Annotated in this window: 16 protein-coding genes and 1 rRNA gene; 3 read left to right on the top strand and 14 right to left on the bottom strand. The window is 38.2% G+C overall.

The window, feature by feature from the left end; translation table 11 throughout:
• Nucleotides 1-87: 87 nt before the first annotated feature.
• The 4 genes from ACIQXJ_RS22410 to ACIQXJ_RS22395 form a co-directional block, all read right to left on the bottom strand.
• Complete coding sequence (locus ACIQXJ_RS22410) at nt 88-1,380, bottom strand: transglutaminase domain-containing protein (RefSeq protein ID WP_403057998.1); 1,293 nt, start codon at nt 1,378-1,380, stop codon at nt 88-90.
• 141 nt (nt 1,381-1,521) lie between these two features.
• Entirely contained in the window at nt 1,522-2,667 is a 1,146-nt protein-coding gene (locus ACIQXJ_RS22405; protein WP_403058001.1) for a transglutaminase domain-containing protein, read from the bottom strand.
• Nucleotides 2,668-3,033: 366 nt separating this feature from the next.
• Entirely contained in the window at nt 3,034-3,294 is a 261-nt protein-coding gene (locus ACIQXJ_RS22400) for a metal-sensitive transcriptional regulator (protein ID WP_010857552.1), read from the bottom strand.
• 100 nt (nt 3,295-3,394) lie between these two features.
• Nucleotides 3,395-4,093, bottom strand: coding sequence for a glycosyltransferase family 2 protein (locus ACIQXJ_RS22395; RefSeq protein WP_403058004.1), 699 nt, complete (start codon nt 4,091-4,093; stop codon nt 3,395-3,397).
• A gap of 153 nt (nt 4,094-4,246) precedes the next feature.
• Here ACIQXJ_RS22395 and ACIQXJ_RS22390 point away from each other — a divergent pair, with 153 nt between their 5' ends.
• Nucleotides 4,247-6,184 carry an SEL1-like repeat protein gene (locus ACIQXJ_RS22390; RefSeq protein WP_403058007.1) on the top strand — a complete coding sequence of 646 codons (1,938 nt, stop codon included), beginning with the start codon at nt 4,247-4,249 and terminating at the stop codon, nt 6,182-6,184.
• Between the two features lie 159 nt (nt 6,185-6,343).
• On the opposite strand, the gene ACIQXJ_RS22385 is transcribed toward ACIQXJ_RS22390, so the two are convergent.
• The 6 genes from ACIQXJ_RS22385 to ACIQXJ_RS22360 form a co-directional block, all read right to left on the bottom strand.
• Nucleotides 6,344-6,748 (bottom strand): hypothetical protein, encoded by a 405-nt coding sequence (locus ACIQXJ_RS22385; RefSeq protein WP_403058010.1) that lies wholly within the window; start codon nt 6,746-6,748, stop codon nt 6,344-6,346.
• Nucleotides 6,749-6,820: 72 nt separating this feature from the next.
• Entirely contained in the window at nt 6,821-8,191 is a 1,371-nt protein-coding gene (locus ACIQXJ_RS22380; RefSeq protein WP_403058013.1) for an ATP-binding protein, read from the bottom strand.
• Nucleotides 8,188-8,862 (bottom strand): response regulator transcription factor, encoded by a 675-nt coding sequence (locus ACIQXJ_RS22375; RefSeq protein WP_403058016.1) that lies wholly within the window; start codon nt 8,860-8,862, stop codon nt 8,188-8,190. The genes ACIQXJ_RS22380 and ACIQXJ_RS22375 overlap by 4 nt, the downstream gene beginning before the upstream one ends.
• Nucleotides 8,863-9,235: 373 nt before the next feature.
• Complete coding sequence (locus ACIQXJ_RS22370) at nt 9,236-10,333, bottom strand: DUF1648 domain-containing protein (protein WP_403058019.1); 1,098 nt, start codon at nt 10,331-10,333, stop codon at nt 9,236-9,238.
• 1 nt (nt 10,334) lies between these two features.
• Complete coding sequence (locus ACIQXJ_RS22365) at nt 10,335-10,730, bottom strand: GntR family transcriptional regulator (protein ID WP_401013837.1); 396 nt, start codon at nt 10,728-10,730, stop codon at nt 10,335-10,337.
• A gap of 95 nt (nt 10,731-10,825) precedes the next feature.
• Nucleotides 10,826-11,713: a LysR family transcriptional regulator gene (locus tag ACIQXJ_RS22360; protein ID WP_403058022.1), complete on the bottom strand. Its 888-nt coding sequence runs from the start codon at nt 11,711-11,713 to the stop codon at nt 10,826-10,828.
• Nucleotides 11,714-11,835: 122 nt separating this feature from the next.
• On the opposite strand from ACIQXJ_RS22360, the gene ACIQXJ_RS22355 reads away from it, so the two are divergent.
• Nucleotides 11,836-12,501, top strand: coding sequence for an O-methyltransferase (locus ACIQXJ_RS22355; protein ID WP_403058025.1), 666 nt, complete (start codon nt 11,836-11,838; stop codon nt 12,499-12,501).
• Between the two features lie 48 nt (nt 12,502-12,549).
• Here ACIQXJ_RS22355 and ACIQXJ_RS22350 read toward each other — a convergent pair whose 3' ends face one another.
• The 3 genes from ACIQXJ_RS22350 to aceA form a co-directional block, all read right to left on the bottom strand.
• Nucleotides 12,550-13,719 (bottom strand): pyridoxal-phosphate-dependent aminotransferase family protein, encoded by a 1,170-nt coding sequence (locus ACIQXJ_RS22350; RefSeq protein WP_403058028.1) that lies wholly within the window; start codon nt 13,717-13,719, stop codon nt 12,550-12,552.
• Between the two features lie 276 nt (nt 13,720-13,995).
• Nucleotides 13,996-15,594 carry a malate synthase A gene (aceB, locus tag ACIQXJ_RS22345; RefSeq protein ID WP_403058031.1) on the bottom strand — a complete coding sequence of 533 codons (1,599 nt, stop codon included), beginning with the start codon at nt 15,592-15,594 and terminating at the stop codon, nt 13,996-13,998.
• 99 nt (nt 15,595-15,693) lie between these two features.
• Complete coding sequence (gene aceA, locus ACIQXJ_RS22340) at nt 15,694-16,977, bottom strand: isocitrate lyase (RefSeq protein WP_403058034.1); 1,284 nt, start codon at nt 16,975-16,977, stop codon at nt 15,694-15,696.
• 214 nt (nt 16,978-17,191) lie between these two features.
• Between aceA and ACIQXJ_RS22335 the strand changes: the two genes are divergently transcribed.
• Complete coding sequence (locus ACIQXJ_RS22335; protein WP_403058038.1) at nt 17,192-17,863, top strand: LytTR family DNA-binding domain-containing protein; 672 nt, start codon at nt 17,192-17,194, stop codon at nt 17,861-17,863.
• Between the two features lie 204 nt (nt 17,864-18,067).
• Here the strand turns inward: ACIQXJ_RS22335 and rrf are convergent.
• Nucleotides 18,068-18,160: ribosomal RNA gene (gene rrf, locus ACIQXJ_RS22330) — 5S ribosomal RNA — on the bottom strand; the annotation flags it as partial.

The raw sequence follows: 18,160 nt of genomic DNA, 5'->3' as shown, positions 1-18,160 counted from the left end.
TCAACAGTATTACTTATTTAAAATGTAAGATGGCTATAGACCATTTTTAATGTCATACGCCCTTCATCTACACTTAATTGGCAAAAATTATAGTTGCATTTTCTTTAACTCATCTGTCATGAAATATAAATAGCCATCCTTAATAATTAAATCCTTCGTGTCTTCCCTATTTAACACTTGTTCACCGCTTCCATCAGGGCGAATTTTTGTTAAATAAGCGCCATGCGAATAATTACTAAAGTATAGCCATCCATCTGCATAAACAATATATTGCGCCCGCGTTTTAGTGACACGCTGCGCTTTTCCTGTAGTCATATCAAGCACGTACAATTTATTGTCATCAGAAATACTGCTATAAAATAACTGATTTCCTACTTGTGCCGGAAAATCGATATCTTGATAGTAGCTATAAATGGTACTTGTTGCTTTTGGATAATCATTTGCTATCCATGTATGATCACGCGCCATTGTGCGATCATCTACTAAAAAATATTGATACCTTATGGCACCATTCCGATCAGGCACAGGATCATTCCACGTTGTATCAAGATGATACCATTGACCGTCAAGTTTCACTAAATTCCAAGCATGCCCTTCCTTACCGACATATCCAACAATATATTGAGTCTCAAAGCCAAGTTTTTGTAACAATGTATGTGCTAATAACGCATAGCCCTGACAAACACCACCATGCTCAGCAAGCACGGTATAGGCACTATGTGGGCTTGACTTCGTTTGTTCTGTATAAGCCGTATTTGCTACTATATAATCATTAACGGCTCTGATCTTCTCTACATCTGTTTTCGCGCTTTTTTCAATTGTGGCTACTATTTCTTGAGCGTTCATCTCAACATAAGCTGCTTGCTCTGGCGTCATTAAATAGCTTTGCTCCCCAAAAATTTTGGCTGTTTTTCTCCCATATTCAAAGCGTATGGAATGCTTACTAATGTGCCCATACACGAAATCATCTCTTTTAATTGCACTGTCATAGGCCTCTTCTACAATCTTCTCGATTCGCTCTGTACTTCCCTTATATTGAATCTCATAGGTTGGTGAAAAGCTACTATAATAGGCATACATCGCATCCGCCATTTCTTTGGCATTTGTAACAACAAGCTTTGTCTCAGGCTGCTGTACGACCGGAGAAGTAACGGCTAGCTTTTGTTCCTTCACATCTTCAGGGTTTGCTGTTTGTATTGAGGCATCTTCTGAAAATTTAGTGGTAACATCAACAATTTTCTCCTTTGTTGCTAGTAGCACCGTTTCAATGTCATCATTATTTGCCCAAGTAATGACCTGTTTTACTGTCGCTTTACCCGCTGTATAAATTGGTTCCAAGAAAATGATAAGTATTGCAATAATAGCTAGCTTTTTCCACAAAAATCTTCACCTCACACAGTTTCACTACTTTCATTATATACAAAAAAAACACAAAGAACTCAATTAGGAGCCCTTTTGTGCTTATAAATATATATGCATTGAACATGTGATATAGAAGCTTTCTGTTTATCACACTATAAACTAGTTAATTTTTAGCTTTTGCTCTTTACCATTAACTTTATATACTAAATATCCGCTGTTAATCATTAAATCAGATACTGATTGCTTAACAACTACACCCGATTTTAATGTTTTCAAATTTAGTTTTGTTAAGTAACCGCTATTACTATAATCGCTATAATAAAGATTGTCTCCAACACCTGTAATATAAAGTGCTCGCGTATCAATTACCTTGGTCTTTTTTCCACTTATCAAATCAAGTTTATACAATTTATCATTATCTGCTGTGTTGCTAAAGAATAAAGTATTATTGATTTGGTGTGCAAAATGTACATTTTGCATAAAATTATATGCTGTACTTGTGGCCGCAGGATAATTTGAAGTAATCCAATTATGGTCTTTCTTTAGCTGAGCATCAGTTACAAGGAAATAATCATAGGAAGATGCCCCTATGCGATTTGGTAGCGGGTCATTCCAAGTTGTATCTAGATGATACCATTTGCCATCAACCTTCACCATATTCCAAGCATGTGCCTCATTGCCATTCACATAACCTACGATATATTTCGTTTCAATCCCTGCTTGCTCTAACATTTTATATGCTGATAAAGCATAGCCCTGACATACAGCTTGTCCTTCAAATAATAATGCGTAAGCGCTATGTGGACTCGCCTTCGTTTTTGTACCATAAGTAGTATTTGACACTATATAATCATTTACTGCCTTTACTTTTTGAAATTGTGTCATGGATGGCTTAATAATCGTTTTTAAAATGCCATCAATCTTTTTCTGAACTGCAGATTCTTGTGCTGGAGTCGTAAAGTATTTCACTTTATAGGTCACGTTTCCTGTGGAATCAGCAGTCATAGTTATTCCTTGAAGATGACCACTGGCATAAGTAGCCTTTTGCTGTGCCGTTTCAAATGCTTCCATTAACTTTTTATCGAAGCCTGTCATTGAACCACTATATGTAACTTTAATTTCTGTAGCAAAATTGTTCAGTTGCTTTGCTATTTCATTTGTTAGTTGATCGAACGTTTCTATCTTTACGCTTGCAACCACATTGTAAGCAATTGGTGCTTGCATGTTTAAAGGCTGACTTTGTGCATGGGCTACTGTTGGGCTTAACATTAACAATGTCGCACTGCTTAATATCCATTTTTTCAAAATAACTCACCTTCTCTTTTATAATATCTTTATCCTAATTATAAAAGAGAATATGACTTTAAATCCATCATACAAGTTCACTACATATGACCTTTTTCTACATTTACCGAAGTAAGCATTTAGGTTTTTACACCTATCTAAATCATAAATCTAATAATTAAAAGTATTTTTTTGCAAATTCATTAACTTTCACTAATAACGAAACAAACAAGCCCCGCCATGATAACTTCTATCGGAAACTGAGACAAATTAGCCCCTGCACAAAAGAGGCTTACGATTCTCCGACAAAAACTAAAAGAGGCGAGACTTGTCGTTTAACAAGCTCTTATATAAGGTAAGAGCTTAAAAATGTTTTAACTTTAGATACTAACGGCTTTTGACAACTAAATTTACAGCTTCTTGAATAACTTCATTCATTTTCTCGCCGTCACCCTCAGCATTTTGTACACATTCTAACAAATTTGTACTAACAATTACACCTACTGTACGATCTACCGCTGAGCGCACTGCGGATAATTGTGTAATAACGGCTTTGCAATCCTTTTCTTCTTCCATCATTTTTAAAATACCGCGTAGCTGACCTTCCATTCGCTTCACACGATTTTTCACTTGATCTGAATATTCCACATTCATTACCCCTTCTTTTATACTCGCTGCGTCAAGTTGAGTAATTATTATTCTTATCCTAGCACAAAATATTAGAAATACACGTGTTGTATTACTCTTACTAAGGTTTCAAATATTTTATAAGCATCTTGGCCATTACTGTACCTGTATGTGTTAATTCATCGTATTGAATAATCGAATTCTTTTTTATGCGTAGCTGACCAATTTCTACTTCGAAAATTGGACATTTTCTTTTTAGGGCAGCGACGAGCATATTTGTATCGTATTCAAAACGATCACCTTGCACCTCTATAAGCCATGGTAATTCTTTGACCTCTATGTAACGCAAGCCTGTTTGTGTATCCATTAGCTTTTTATGAAACAGTAATTCAAACAATAAACTAGTTGCTCTGTTCCCCCAATATGAAAAGAACGTACTATCAGAGGAATGGAAATTGCGTATTCCTAAGACAATGCCTTCCGAGAATACTTTTGTCATAGTCAATACTAATTTGATATCCTCTAACGTATGCTGTCCGTGTGCCCCTACTGTGAGAACACCCTGAAAACCCTCTTGTTTAGACCGAATATAGGAGAAGGCTGTTTTTAACGCTCCACCCTTTCCAATATTCTGCTCATGTTGGAGAACTTTACATCTATCTATTTTCTTTAACTCTTCAAAAATATTTTCATATTTTTTATCGCTACCATCATTAACAATAACGACTTGAGTAACTGAGGTGGCTAATAATTGATGTACAAATGTTATAAATGATTGTTGCGGATTAAATGTTGGAATAATTGCTGCAATTTTTTTCATCCATCAATCCCCCCAAAGACTATAAACTAACTCTTAAATCAAATAGTATCATACTGAAGACAATTCAACTGAGGAATTCTGTGGAAAATGATCAATAACACTAATAATTTCCCGATATATGAAAAAAAGACTATTACCGTTATTTAAGAAGAGGTGAGTACAATCGTCATACAATACGATATCCTTCACGAACAATGTGAAAAATTACATATTTTATCGTTTACACATATAGCGCAAAGCTTACAGGATGCTAGTAACCACGCTATTACACAGCCTTCAATTTCTTTACAAAAATCACGCCTCGTCCTTGAGGAGGTAGTCTATGATTTTTACGAGCTAGAAATGCAAGCGAAACCTAAACTAAAAAATATCCGAACGCTATTAAATAATCGTAACTTTATTTCAAAAATTCATCCACGTCGTATTTATTTATTAATGGAGCTTGTATTTAAAATGACAAGTACTAGCAACAATGACATCGTTGAAGCGAAAGCAGCTAAAATTGTCCTCGATTATGTTAGCGATATCGTTGAATGGTTTATTCACCGTTATGATCGTAGCCTGAAAGCATCTATTTCGACTCGAAAATTCCCTAAATTTGAAGATATATTGCCACCACTTGATACGAAGATGCTCGATCAGTACTCAGCTAAAGACTATGAACATGCTGCTAGTTGGTTTGAAATTTCCGCAAAAAAGGGCAATGCAAGTGCACAATACAATTTAGGCTTCCTTTATAATCACGGTCGTGGTGTTCAAAAAGATTATGCTTCAGCGAAGATGTGGTATGAGAAAGCAGCCGCACAGCTTGATGCCAATGCACTTTATAGTCTAGGGGTGCTTTATCATTTAGGACAAGGTGTTGAGCAAAATTATCAAGAGGCCGCCCATTATTATAAGTCTGCGGCAGATTTAGCAAATGCCGACGCACAGTATAATCTTGGAGTACTTTACAATCAAGGGCTCGGCCTTGCTATTGATTTTGAAGAGGCAGCAAAATGGTATATTTCAGCAGCCAATCAAGGCAACACAAGTGCACAAAATAATCTTGGCTTTCTCTATCATAATGGAACTGGTGTACAACAAAGCTTTGAGGAGGCTATAGCTTATTTTGAAATGGCAGCACTTGCTGGAGATGCAAGTGCACAGTATAACCTTGGCTATATGTATCTTAAAGGCCGTGGCATCTCACAAAATGTTGAGGAAGCTGCGAGATGGTTCCACCTAGCCGCACTTCAAGACCATACGAATGCAGAGTTTCAATTGGCCTTACTATACAATACAGGACAAGGCATACAGCAAGATCACAAAGAAGCGATAAAATGGTTTAAACTGGCGGCACATAAAGGGCATACCAATGCCCAATATTGTCTCGGCCTGCTTTACCAAAAAGAAAAAGATAGCACCCGTGCGGAAAGATGGTTTCAGCTTGCCGCTGACAATGGACATATTAGTGCTGGCTATGAGCTTGGCCTTCTTTTCGTCTATCAGCTTCAACAGCCCGATAAAGCATTACAGTATTTTACAATTGCCGCTGAAAAAGGCTATGCTGATGCTCAATTCGAACTTGGGTTGTTATATGCAAACGGTGTTGGTGTAACATTGAATTATGACAAAGCAGTTCAATGGTGGAGAGCTGCAACAGACCAATCTCATATTCAAGCTGAACATCAATTAGGATTATTATATGAACAAGGATTGGGCGTCTCCCAAGACTTAGATGAGGCTAGACGTTGCTATAGACTTGCTGCTATTCAAGGACATTCAGGCGCACAATATCAACTTGGTAATTTATTTGATAAGGGCACAGGAGTGAAACAAGATTTCACGGAGGCAGCTAGATGGATTGAACAAGCAGCATCTAAAGGCCATGCAAAAGCCCAATACCAGTTAGCCCAAATGCATAGCAATGGACAAGGTGTCCCTAAAGATTTTGCGAGGGCAGCCCAATTTTATCGGCTTGCTGCAAATCAGGGTCATCAAAAAGCCCAGTTTCAGCTCGGCATGCTCTATAAGAAAGGACAGGGCGTAGCTCAAGATTATAATGAGGCAACACGTTGGCTTAAAAAATCACTAGAGCATTTAAATTGATATATGCTTAGGCGACTACTGACTCGACTCTAGTTTAATGCAATGGCAAGCCCGCTTCTTGAACGAAATCAACGGTTACTCTAAAAAAATATAGGCAAACTCAAATTTCTTTGAATTTGCCTACACACTGACCGCGTCTAGTACTGGCGCGGTTTTATATTAATTTTTCATTTCCTCTTTTTGATTTACCATGAATGTCACAATAATAAATAATGCAAAACTAATTAACAAAGTGGTGCCACCTACAATAAAGAAAATTAAAGTAAATGTATGACCAAAGTTAAAAGGATTAATATTGTAGAACCACATACCAAGTGTTAAGCCAAAAACTCCAATAATCGATGTCCAGCCATGTAACGCTACTAATTTTTGCGATTTCACTTTAAATGCACGATAAAAAATGCCCCATGCAAACATACTTAACCAGCCAACGAGTAAAACGTGCGCGTGAATTGGTCGAAATTCATAACTACCTGACCCTGACATATGCGAACCTAAGTACGTACCAACTAAAGCAAAAATCGCCGCGAGTCGAATAAGACGTAAACTCCATTTTTGTTCCATACGATAACTCCTCCAAGTTTTAACTTACATAGAAGTTTATCGATTGAACATGAACTTTACATGAACTCTATATTACAATTTTGGTAGGTGTATACAAACACTTGTGCCTTCGTTAATTGCACTTTTCATTTGCACTTCCCCACCATGCAATTCAACAATTTGTTTTACAATGGCAAGGCCGAGACCTGTCCCCTGTTTTGTTCTTGACTCGTCAGCTCGATAAAAACGGTCATATACCTTTTCCAATTGCTCCGCATTCATACCAATGCCACTATCTTCTATTAACACTTCTACAAAAGTAGATTGTTCTTGAAGATGTATGTGAATTTCTCCCCCATTAACATTGTATTTAATGGCGTTTGTTAATAAATTATCCCATACATTTTGTAGTAGCCCTGCATCACCTTTATATGTTACTGGCTCAATCTGATACGATAATTGCACCTTAGCTTCTTCTAACTGCCAACGATATTTGCGCACAGTTTCCTTTAATTGTTCATCTAAATTGTACGGTTCTCTCTTTAGCATTCTAGTCGATTGATCGAGTGATGTCAGGAGTAACAGTTGCTTCGTCAATGTCGAAAGGCGCTTCGTTTCTAGTTCTATAATTGTCGCATATTCTTGTCGTTCAGGTTCAGAAAGCGTCGGGTTTTTCAGTAAATCTACATAGCCCTGGATATTCAATAAAGGCGATTGAAAGTCATGGGATACATTGCTTATAAATAGTTTACGAATTCTATCATTTTCCTGTAATTTTTCTGTCATCACATTAAAGCTATCTGCCAGTTGTCCAATTTCATCCGCTCGATCTATTTCAAGCAACGTATCAAACTTTTCATGTGCCAGTTGATGTGTTGCTTCTGTTAACTGTGTAATCGGTCTAATTAGCGCCTTTGCAAATAGCAGCATGGCAAGTAAACTTAGCACAGCCATTCCAAGGATAAGACCTCCTAATAGCGTATGTGCCTCAGAGAACAACAATCGAATATCTGGCCTAATAAACAGAGCATACTGTTGGTTATTATACGTAAAGGGTACACCAATGGTATTAATGAGTTCATTCGCAAAAAAGCCTGTCATAAAGGTCTCTTTTGGGAAATCACGCATCCCATGATAAACTTCCCCTTCTAAAACACGCTGGATAACATCTGCCGACAATTTTTTATCTCGGTATTCGCCGCCAAAAAAGCGATGTTCCTCTCCCGTTGTAACATAAATTTGATAACCAATCTCTCCAAGTGTTGTTAAATAGCTATCTAAATCCATTTGCTTCGCTGATTCGATATATTCGACAATATCCTCTGCAATCGCAACATTTTTAGCATCATTTTTTCCTTTAGTCACTTGATGATAATACGTATTCGTCATTAAAAACCCAATGCATAAACTGCCAATCATAATGAGCATAGTTGTGACAACAAACTTACTATATAACGTCTTCATGTCTCACTAACCTCAAGCTTATAACCGACGCCACGTACCGTTGTAATCTCAACATCTGTTTCATAGCGATGCAAGCGTTCGCGAATCCGCTTCACATGTGTATTTAACGTTTGCTCGTCCCCTTCATAATCGTAGCCCCATACTTGCTCCATAATAATGCTACGTGTAAATACTTGATTTGGACGAGATGCAAGTAGGGCCAATAGCTCGAATTCCTTTAAGGGCAAAATGAGTGTTTCTCCACCAATTGTAACCTCAAAGCTACGTCGATCAATTTCGAGCTTACCAACCTGTATTGTTACTTGATTCTTTTTATCAAGCCTACGTAAAATCGCTGCAATGCGAAACAGCAACTCCTTTGGCTCGAACGGCTTAACGACATAGTCATCTGAACCAGCTAAAAAGCCTCGCTCCTTATCTTCAAGCTCTCCTTTTGCCGTTAATAACAGCACCGGAATATCGTAATCCTTACTTAAAATTTCAGTTAGAGTAAAGCCATCCATTCCTGGCATCATAACATCAACAACTGCCAAATCGGGCATATTTCCATCAAGCAATTGCAAAGCTTGCTCGCCATTCTCTGCCTGTAATACTTGATAGCCCTCTCGCGTTAAATAAATATTGACTAACTGTAAAATATGGACGTCATCATCGACCACTAAAATTTTCATTTATCCTTGCCCCCATTCAATATATTGCACTAGGAGTTCAGTTCCTAACTTACGCTTTATGTAAAAAGGGCTGTCCTATAAGCCCGTCTAACAATAATATATGACTTGGCTACGTAAAAACACACTTCTAGCCTTGTAAATTGTTTGAGTGACTGGCACTTACTATTGACTTTCTGCGCAAAAATACACTTCGCTTTTCGCGGGCACAGTGTAAGCCGCAACTCTTGCTACGCGCGGTTTGTTGCGTCTTACATTCTGGGCGTTCCCGCAGGAGTCTTCGTGAATTTTTACTTAGATATCCCCCAAAAAACAATGCTAGCATTGTAAATTGTTTGAGTGACTGGCACTTACACTTTTTGACAAACTCTTTATTTTATAATGAAAATATAGAAACCAACATCAATATAAGTAGTGGCAAGCCAATGACGATATAGCCTCTTGGGTTTGCAAAGTTCATTGTCCAACCTACACCAAAACGCTTCTCCACAAAAACTGATGGATCCTGACGATTCATATAAATAAGACCGCCCTTCCAATAACGATCCTCATCAATATCCATTACCTCTGACACCACATTATCTTTATAATTCAAACGTAACTGTCGCTTTTTCCATGCATAAACAAGCACTGAGCCTACTATTAAAATAAGAAAAGCAAGAAATAATGGAAGTAGTTTTTTTCCTTCAGCCATCGAAGGGTAGATATTACTTAACTGCAGTATTGTTAATAATCCTGTTAAACTATAGCTGACTAACGCTATATTCCAGCTCATAAATTTTCGGGTTTTTAATTCGCTTTCCAAAGACTCCTGCTGACGATTAATAGACAATCGAATTGCCGAACGCTTTAGTGAATCAGCAGTACCCCACATCATACATTGCATCATTAACATGACTAATGGTAGCGCAATCGCTGTAAAATACGTTTTTTCTTGCCACGCATCTGCCGCTCCGCTTGGTCCCCAATGTACCGCAATAGCATTTGGTATTTGATCATAATGCAAGAACGTAAATAGGATAAGAAAAACAGTGACACCTATAGGTACCACATAAAATGGCCAAGGTAGTATTTCATCACGGCTACGGGCTGTTAAATCGACTGCTCTCATTTGTTTGATATTTATGCCCCATTGCTCACGCATTTTTAACTTCATTATTTTTTGATGGTTCAACCAGTATAGCCCCATACTGACCGCTAGCATTCCAAATAAGCAGCTAAGCAAAAGAATACCTTGTTCACTTTCAGAAGGAGCGAGCATCCAATAAAACATAAGCATAATAATTAAAATTAACGCTCCAAATAGACCTACTGTTTGCGCATAGCGCTTTTTCGCAATAGCTAATGCAGAATGCTTTACATGTTGTTCAGGTACGGTAACTCCAAATACGATTGTCTCACGTACAATATAAGGGACAAAAATTTGCATAGCTAATGTCATGATATACAAAATTGTAAAAATACCTAGTAGCATGCTACACCCCTTCTATTGGCAGTTGCAAATCAGCAAATACCTTTTTCATCATGTGCTCAATTTGGTCAGCTGTTGCGCCGAGCACCATTCCTTCTGCCACAACAGGCTTTAAGTTTTTTTCAATCTGCTGTAACTGTTCTGGCGTTAATGCACGCTCCTCAGTTGAACGAATAATTGCACCTGATTTAGCACGAATTGTGATGATTCCCTTCGCCTCAAGCTCATGGTAACTCTTATTAACTGTATGCATATTAACACCTAAATCAGCCGCTAAACTACGCACAGATGGCAACATATCTCCTGGTCCCATGTCTCCCCTTGCAATACCCTCTATAATTTGCCGTGTAACCTGTTCATAGATAGGCACATCCGATAAGGGCTCTATTTGAATAAACATCTATATCAGCTCCATGTTTGTTATACAATTAGTATAACAAAATTTAGGTTTTATGCATAGAGAAATTGGGGTACCTCGTAATAACTTAAATTTTTCTATAAAGAATTTTTTATCGTATCAATAAACTTATTTACAAGTAAACTTTGCTTCTCATTTTTCCTTGTACAAATAGAAACTTTATGTTTACTATGTATCCCCTGTACATATACTCTTGCCAATTGCCCATTATGAACATACTCTTTAACCGCAAGTGATGAAATAAAAATTGCGCCATATCCAGCCATAACCGATCGAATTGTTTCATTTATTCCACTAAATTGCAGTGCAATTTTTGGAGGATTTACTTGATGGGTTTCACAGAGTGAAAAGAGGTGATCTCTCATGGAGCTCCCTTCCTCGCGCATTATAAAAGGTTCCTTCATCATATCCGCTATAGAGATAGTATGATTTGCATAAGGGTGTTCAGGTGCCACAACAAACCAAAGCTCATCTTCAAAGAGCTCCTCCCATAATACTTCCTCAGGTCTCTCAGATATTCCACCTCCATAAATAGCAATATCCGCTTTATAGTGTATAAGCTGCTCAAAAGCTTCTTTCGTATTGGCCGTTGTAACAACTAAATTAACATCTTCGTTTAAGCCTTTAAAAGTAGCTGCCCATTTCGGAATTAAAAAATTAGCAGGTAAATAAGTAGCAACAATATGAATAGACCCTGTCTTGGCAAGGCGATAGTCTTCAATAAATGACTCAATGTGTTGCTCAAGAGAAATAAGATTTTGCGCCTTTTCCGCTAGCGCCTCACCGAATTCAGTCAATACTATGCCTCTGCCTTGCTGTTTAAATAATGAGACGCCAATTTCCTGCTCAAACCTTTTAATTTGGCTAGAAACTGCTGGCTGACTAATATGCAATATTTCAGCAGCCTTTGTAAAACTACCTGTTTTAGCTACTTGGTAAAATAATTTTAATGCGTGACTATTCATGCTCTCTCCTCACTCATAACTTAAAGTTATGAATTAGTAATTATTATATATTTTAATTATAGTTCATTTTATCATACACTTTAGTTGCTGTTTAAATCACTTTGGAAACGAGGAATTATACTATGTTAACTAACAATGTTTGGCATGACGTGGATGAATATTTTATTGATAAGCTAATTCCATTTGATAAAACAATGGAGAATGTCCTACAAACAAATAAAAATGCTGGCATTCCTGAAATTGATGTATCGCCCACACAAGGGAAATTACTTTACCTGCTAGCAAAAATAAAAGGGGCTCAAAACATTTTAGAAATCGGTACACTTGGTGGCTACAGTAGTATATGGCTTGCTCGTGCGCTCCCTGAATCAGGAAAGGTTTACACACTAGAGATTGAACCAACGTATGCAGAAGTGGCGAAGCAAAACATCCTAAAAGCAGGTTGTAGCAGCAAAGTCGAAGTGATTGTAGGAAATGCATTGCATTCATTGCCTACAATTAAAAATTCAGGACCTTTATTCGACCTTATTTTCATTGATGCAGATAAACCAAATAATCCTCAATATTTAAAATGGGCTTTAGAATTAGCGAATAGTGGAGCACTTATCATTGCTGATAATGTAGTGCGAAACGGTGAAGTCATCGATGATAAAAGCGAAGATGAACGTGTACAAGGTGTGCGTCGATTTATGGATTTATTAGAACAAGAACCACGTATCGAATCTACCGCCATTCAAACCGTTGGAATTAAAGGATATGACGGTTTCGTGCTAGCGATAGTTAAATAAACGAAAAAGGAGATGTCTCATGCATTTGTGAGACATCCCCCTCTACTATTACATAGTCACTACCGCTAATTCTTCTTTTAAACGTGCAACCGCTTCTTCTACTGCTACTACTTGTCCTAATTCATTGAGTGATTCACCGATTAGTTTCACTGCTTGTTCAAGCATAGCAGGTGTTGTATTACCCATATGTCCAATGCGGAATGCTTTACCTGCTAAATGTGCCAAAGAACCGGCAACAATTACACCTTTTTCTGCAAGCTTTGCTCGGAACTTGGCATCCTCTACCCCATCAGGATAGAGCATACAGCTTAAAGTTGGTGCTGCTACAGTCTCATCTGCAAGTGCGACCATACCATACGTAGATAATGCGAAACGCACAGCACGGCCATATGCTTTATGGCGCGTCTCACGCTTTGCAATCCCTTCATCTAAAACCATCTTCATAGCAACATCATAGGCATAAATTAAATTTACAGGTGGTGTTGCAAAATATTTTCCTGGATCATTCATGACTGGTATCCAGTTTTCAATATCGCAGTAGTATGCTGGTATCGTTCCAAGTGCTTCGCGAGCCTTTAAAGCAGATTGATTAAACGCAATAATCGCTAATCCTGGTGGTACGCCAATAGCCTTTTGTGAACCAGTTAATACAACATCTAATTTATAGTCAGGGTGCCCATATGCTTTATTCATATTTTCATCCAATGCGGCTGTTGCAACAACTCCATCTAAAATTATAAGAGCCCCCGCTTGTTTAATAATTGGAACTAATGCATCTAAATCTGAAACAACACCTGTAGATGTATCTGCATGAGTAATAGTGACTGCTTTAAAATTACCATCAGCTAATTTTGCCTTTACAGCGGCTAGTTCAACTTGTTTACCCCATTCTGCCTGTAGCACTTCTACCTGAATACCATAAGCGGTTGCTAAAGGTGTAAAACGATCCCCAAAATACCCATGACTAATGACAAGTATTTTTTCTCCCTTGCCCACTGTATTGACAATCGCCATTTCCATTGCTAGCGTTCCTGAGCCTGCTAGTACAAACACCTCGCCATCCGTTTGGAGCAGTTCTTTTGTCTGTGCTAATGCATTTTTATAAATCGCAACAAATCGTGGATCTGTATGCCCACGCGTCTCGCTCGCCAAAGCATCATATATCTCATCAACTACTGGTGTAGGACCAGGAATTAATAACATTTCCTTATTACCCATTTCTTTTCCCCCTTTAATATATCTTCCCGTGTATAGAAAAATGCCTTACAAGCCCCCCATCTAAGCTCGTAAGACATCTTGCACCCCATTTTTAAATCTCATTACTTACCATTAATATAAGTAAACCCCTTTTATTAAACAGTGCTCATTGTGTATAAGTAAAGAACAGGGGAACAGACCCCGCTCGTTACATTAGTAGAATTCGTGAGCTGCATTCGAGTTCAGCCCACTGTATTTTAGAAAAGTAGGATATGTTCGTTAGTAGATTCCTATCAATTAACTTAATTTTTCATAGCCTGGAAGTGTCAAGAATTCCACGAACTCATCTTGTTCAATTAAAGATTTAAACAGTTCAGCAGCTTCATCGTAGCGACCACTGTTATAAGCCTGTTCCCCAACAGCCTCTTTAATTTTCACAAGCTCTTCTTCCAAAATTTCTAGCACGAATGCTAATGTAATGCCTCTTCCATCATCTAAAATACCCTTTGGATGACGAATCCATTGCCATACTTGTGTACGGGAGATTTCTGCTGTTGCAGCATCCTCCATCAAATTGTTAATTGGTGCAGCACCGTTGCCTCGTAACCAAGAAGCAATGTACTGAACCCCAACACTACAGTTAATTTGAAGACCTTCAAGTGTAATTGTACCTTCTGGAACAGCCACTAAATCTTCAGCCTTAACATTCACATCTTCGCGTTTTTTATGAATTTGATTTGGTGTCTCCATAATTGCATCAAATTGCTCCATAGCCGTTGCAACCATGCCAGGGTGTGCTACCCAAGTTCCATCATGACCATCAGTTGCCTCCCGACGTTTGTCTTCGGCAACCTTTGCAAATGCTACTGCATTCGCTTCGTCATCGCCTTTAACAGGAATTTGCGCCGCCATACCGCCCATAGCTGGTGCGTTACGTTTATGACATGTTTGAATACATAAAGATGTATAAGCCTTCATAAATGGAACTGTCATCGTTACTTGACCACGATCAGGTAAAATCACATCAGGTTGATTGCGCAGGCGTTTAATATAGCTGAAAATATAATCCCAACGACCACAGTTCAGACCTGCTGAATGGTCACGAAGCTCATATAAAATTTCATCCATTTCAAAAGCAGCCAATATTGTTTCAATTAAAACTGTAGCTCTAATTGTACCTTGTGGAATACCAATGTAGTCTTGTGCAAAGACAAAAACATCATTCCACAAACGAGCCTCTAAATGGCTTTCTAACTTTGGCAGGTAGAAGTATGGACCCGTACCTTTTGCTAGTGCATTTTTAGCATTGTGGAATAAATATAGAGCAAAATCAAAGAAACTACCTGATACAGGTTCCCCATCCACTAGTACATGCTTTTCAAGTAAATGAAGACCACGTGGACGTACTAATAATACAGCTGTTTCATTGTTTAATTTATATGTTTTACCATTTGACGTTTGTGTAAATTCAATTGTCTTGTTAATGGCATCACGCATATTGATTTGACCAGAAATCATGTTTTCCCATGTCGGAGCAGATGCATCCTCAAAACAAGCCATGAACATTTTCGCACCAGAGTTCAACGCATTAATAACCATTTTGCGGTCTACTGGTCCAGTAATTTCTACTCGTCGATCTTGTAAATCCGCTGGCAGCGGCGCTATCGTCCAGTCTCCCTCACGAATATGCTTTGTATCTGGTAGGAAGTCGAGTTTCTCACCAGCATCAAGACGTTTTTGACGTTCTTGACGAGCCTCTAAAAGTTCTTTACGACGAGCATCGAACTTTTCATGCAGGGCAAGAACAAACTCAAGGGCTTCCGGTGTTAAAATTTCTTTTGTTTGCTCGTTTTGTTCCCCAACAATATTAAGCTTACCTGTAGTTACCTGTTCCATTAGTAGTTCCCCCACCTCTCGTGATTTAAGTTTCCCCCGCTTAGGAGGTGCGAGGGAAACTTATCTATGATTATGAATTTAGGAATTAACGTAATTGAATTAAACGAATTGTTCAGTTTCTGTAGATCCTGCCATTGCTGTTGTTGAAGAAGTACCACCTGAAATAACTTGTGACACATCATCGAAGTAACCTGTACCTACTTCACGTTGGTGGCGAGTAGCCGTATAGCCCTTAGATTCAGAAGCAAACTCAGCTTGTTGTAGTTTAGAGTACGCAGCCATTCCGTTATCTTTATAGTCATGAGCTAGCTCAAACATAGAGTGGTTTAATGCATGGAAGCCTGCTAATGTTACAAATTGGAATTTGTATCCTAATTTCCCAAGCTCACGTTGGTATTCCGCGATTTCTTCTTCTGAAAGGTTTGCTTTCCAGTTAAATGAAGGTGAGCAGTTGTAAGCAAGCATTTTACCTGGGAATTCAGCATGAATCGCTGTTGCAAATTCGCGTGCTTCTTCAAGTGATGGCTTAGACGTTTCACACCAGATTAAATCTGCGTATGGTGCATATGCTAAACCGCGGGCAATTGCTTGTTTGATACCTGGTTTTGTACGGAAGAAGCCTTCAGGTGTACGTTCACCAGTTATAAATTCTGCATCACGTGGATCGATATCTGAAGTTACCATATCTGCTGCATCAGCATCCGTACGTGCGATTAAAATTGTATCTACGCCCATTACATCTGTTGCTAGACGAGCTGCAATTAAGTTACGAACAGCATTTTGTGTAGGAAGTAATACTTTCCCTCCTAAATGCCCGCATTTTTTCTCAGAAGCTAATTGGTCTTCTAAATGAACACCTGCAGCTCCCGCCTCAATCATACCTTTTACAAGTTCAAATACATTTAGAGGACCACCGAAACCAGCTTCAGCATCTGCAACGATAGGAGCAAACCAATCAAAGTCATCTACACGACCTTCAGCATGATCGATTTGATCAGCGCGTTGAAGTGCTTGATTAATACGTTTTACTACAGCTGGTACAGAGTTAGCTGGGTATAATGATTGGTCAGGATACATTTGTCCTGAAAGGTTAGCATCGGCAGCTACTTGCCAGCCTGATAAGTAGATTGCTTGTAATCCTGCTTTTACTTGTTGAACCGCTTGATTACCTGTTAGTGCACCTAATGCATTAATGAATGGCTCTTCATGTAGGGATTTCCAAAGTCGTGTAGCACCTTTAGTTGCTAAAGTTTGCTCAATTACAACAGACCCCTGTAATTTAACTACTTCTTCAGCTGTATATGCGCGCTCAATACCAGCCCAACGCGGGTTTTCTGCCCATTGTTTTTCTAAAACTTGGATTTTTTCTTGACGTGTTGACATATTGAAATTCCACCTTCCCCTTTGTATAAAATATACTCTGTTAAAAAACTTTTTAAAATCTGTTCCATAACAGGTTTATTTGTTGTAAATTAATATATAACAGTACATCTGAATTTTCATTATTTTTAGATAAAATGCCGAATTTTAATGATGAAACTACCTTTTTTTGCGACAAAATTTGGTAAACTGTTTACAAACAAGGGGGATAATCACAATGAATAATGAATTAGATTCTTTACAAAAAGATATTTCACAACAATTTATTACGATGTTACAAGACTGGGTTCCAACAAATTCGTCCATCGCCATTGCTGTTCAAAACTCCTATATCTATTTTCACTCTGGATCGCACAGTATACATTTAGAAGCAGGGCGGCAAGTCGAGCCAGGGAGCATCGCAGAGCAAGTATTACAAACAAAAAAACGCACAGACGCAATCCTAGATAATACCTTATTCGGAACACCGTATTACGGTATTGGCTATCCAATACATATACAGGACACTCTAGCTGCATTAGTAGTTGTTTTACCTTCAACTTTTACTGCACAGAAATTAGAACCATATCAATTCTTAACTGGTAAACGAGAAGAAGAATGGAACCCTGTTGCCATTGAGAAAATATCTTATATCGAAAGCTTGCAGAAAAAAACATGGTTCTATTTAGAAAAGGAACAGTTTAAAACAAGTATTACTCTCAAGGAGTTACAAATGCGCTTACCACCATTTTTCATTCGCATTCACCGATCTTATATTGTTAATATTCATTTCATAAAAAAGATGGCGCGTGATCTCACTTCCAATTTTATCGTTACATTAAAAGACGGGACAGAACTACCAGTCAGCCAATCCTATCTCAATAACTTGCGAAACGCCCTTGAATTTTAATAGACAAAATAAAAACAGCTGCATAAACAGCTGCTCTAGATTGTCAACGAATGATTACTAGACAATTACTATAATGAATAGCATTGTATTTTATTAAGACACTTCTAGTCTGTCGAATAGCCTCAATATGATTTTAGCGGGGCTTATTCAGACAAAATGCTTTAAATACAAAAAACCTGAGAATATATTCTCAGGTTTTTATTTGCCTAGCGACGTCCTACTCTCACAGGGGGAAGCCCCCAACTACCATCGGCGCTAAAGAGCTTAACTTCCGTGTTCGGTATGGGAACGGGTGTG

The sequence above is a fragment of the Lysinibacillus sp. NPDC097868 genome (assembly GCF_044761135.1).
In the GTDB taxonomy this organism is placed as follows: domain Bacteria; phylum Bacillota; class Bacilli; order Bacillales_A; family Planococcaceae; genus Lysinibacillus.
This window is presented reverse-complemented; position numbering and strand designations above follow the sequence as displayed.

What these genes read in the sequence shown, in the direction of transcription:
- ACIQXJ_RS22395 (WP_403058004.1), bottom strand. Translation starts at nt 4,093, where the DNA reads ATGAAAAAAATTGCAGCAATTATTCCAACATTTAATCCGCAACAATCA.
- ACIQXJ_RS22335 (WP_403058038.1), top strand. Translation starts at nt 17,192, where the DNA reads ATGAATAATGAATTAGATTCTTTACAAAAAGATATTTCACAACAATTT.
- ACIQXJ_RS22360 (WP_403058022.1), bottom strand. Translation starts at nt 11,713, where the DNA reads ATGAATAGTCACGCATTAAAATTATTTTACCAAGTAGCTAAAACAGGT.
- ACIQXJ_RS22385 (WP_403058010.1), bottom strand. Translation starts at nt 6,748, where the DNA reads ATGGAACAAAAATGGAGTTTACGTCTTATTCGACTCGCGGCGATTTTT.
- aceA (WP_403058034.1), bottom strand. Translation starts at nt 16,977, where the DNA reads ATGTCAACACGTCAAGAAAAAATCCAAGTTTTAGAAAAACAATGGGCA.
- ACIQXJ_RS22365 (WP_401013837.1), bottom strand. Translation starts at nt 10,730, where the DNA reads ATGTTTATTCAAATAGAGCCCTTATCGGATGTGCCTATCTATGAACAG.
- ACIQXJ_RS22370 (WP_403058019.1), bottom strand. Translation starts at nt 10,333, where the DNA reads ATGCTACTAGGTATTTTTACAATTTTGTATATCATGACATTAGCTATG.
- ACIQXJ_RS22350 (WP_403058028.1), bottom strand. Translation starts at nt 13,719, where the DNA reads ATGGGTAATAAGGAAATGTTATTAATTCCTGGTCCTACACCAGTAGTT.
- ACIQXJ_RS22380 (WP_403058013.1), bottom strand. Translation starts at nt 8,191, where the DNA reads ATGAAGACGTTATATAGTAAGTTTGTTGTCACAACTATGCTCATTATG.
- aceB (WP_403058031.1), bottom strand. Translation starts at nt 15,594, where the DNA reads ATGGAACAGGTAACTACAGGTAAGCTTAATATTGTTGGGGAACAAAAC.
- ACIQXJ_RS22355 (WP_403058025.1), top strand. Translation starts at nt 11,836, where the DNA reads ATGTTAACTAACAATGTTTGGCATGACGTGGATGAATATTTTATTGAT.
- ACIQXJ_RS22375 (WP_403058016.1), bottom strand. Translation starts at nt 8,862, where the DNA reads ATGAAAATTTTAGTGGTCGATGATGACGTCCATATTTTACAGTTAGTC.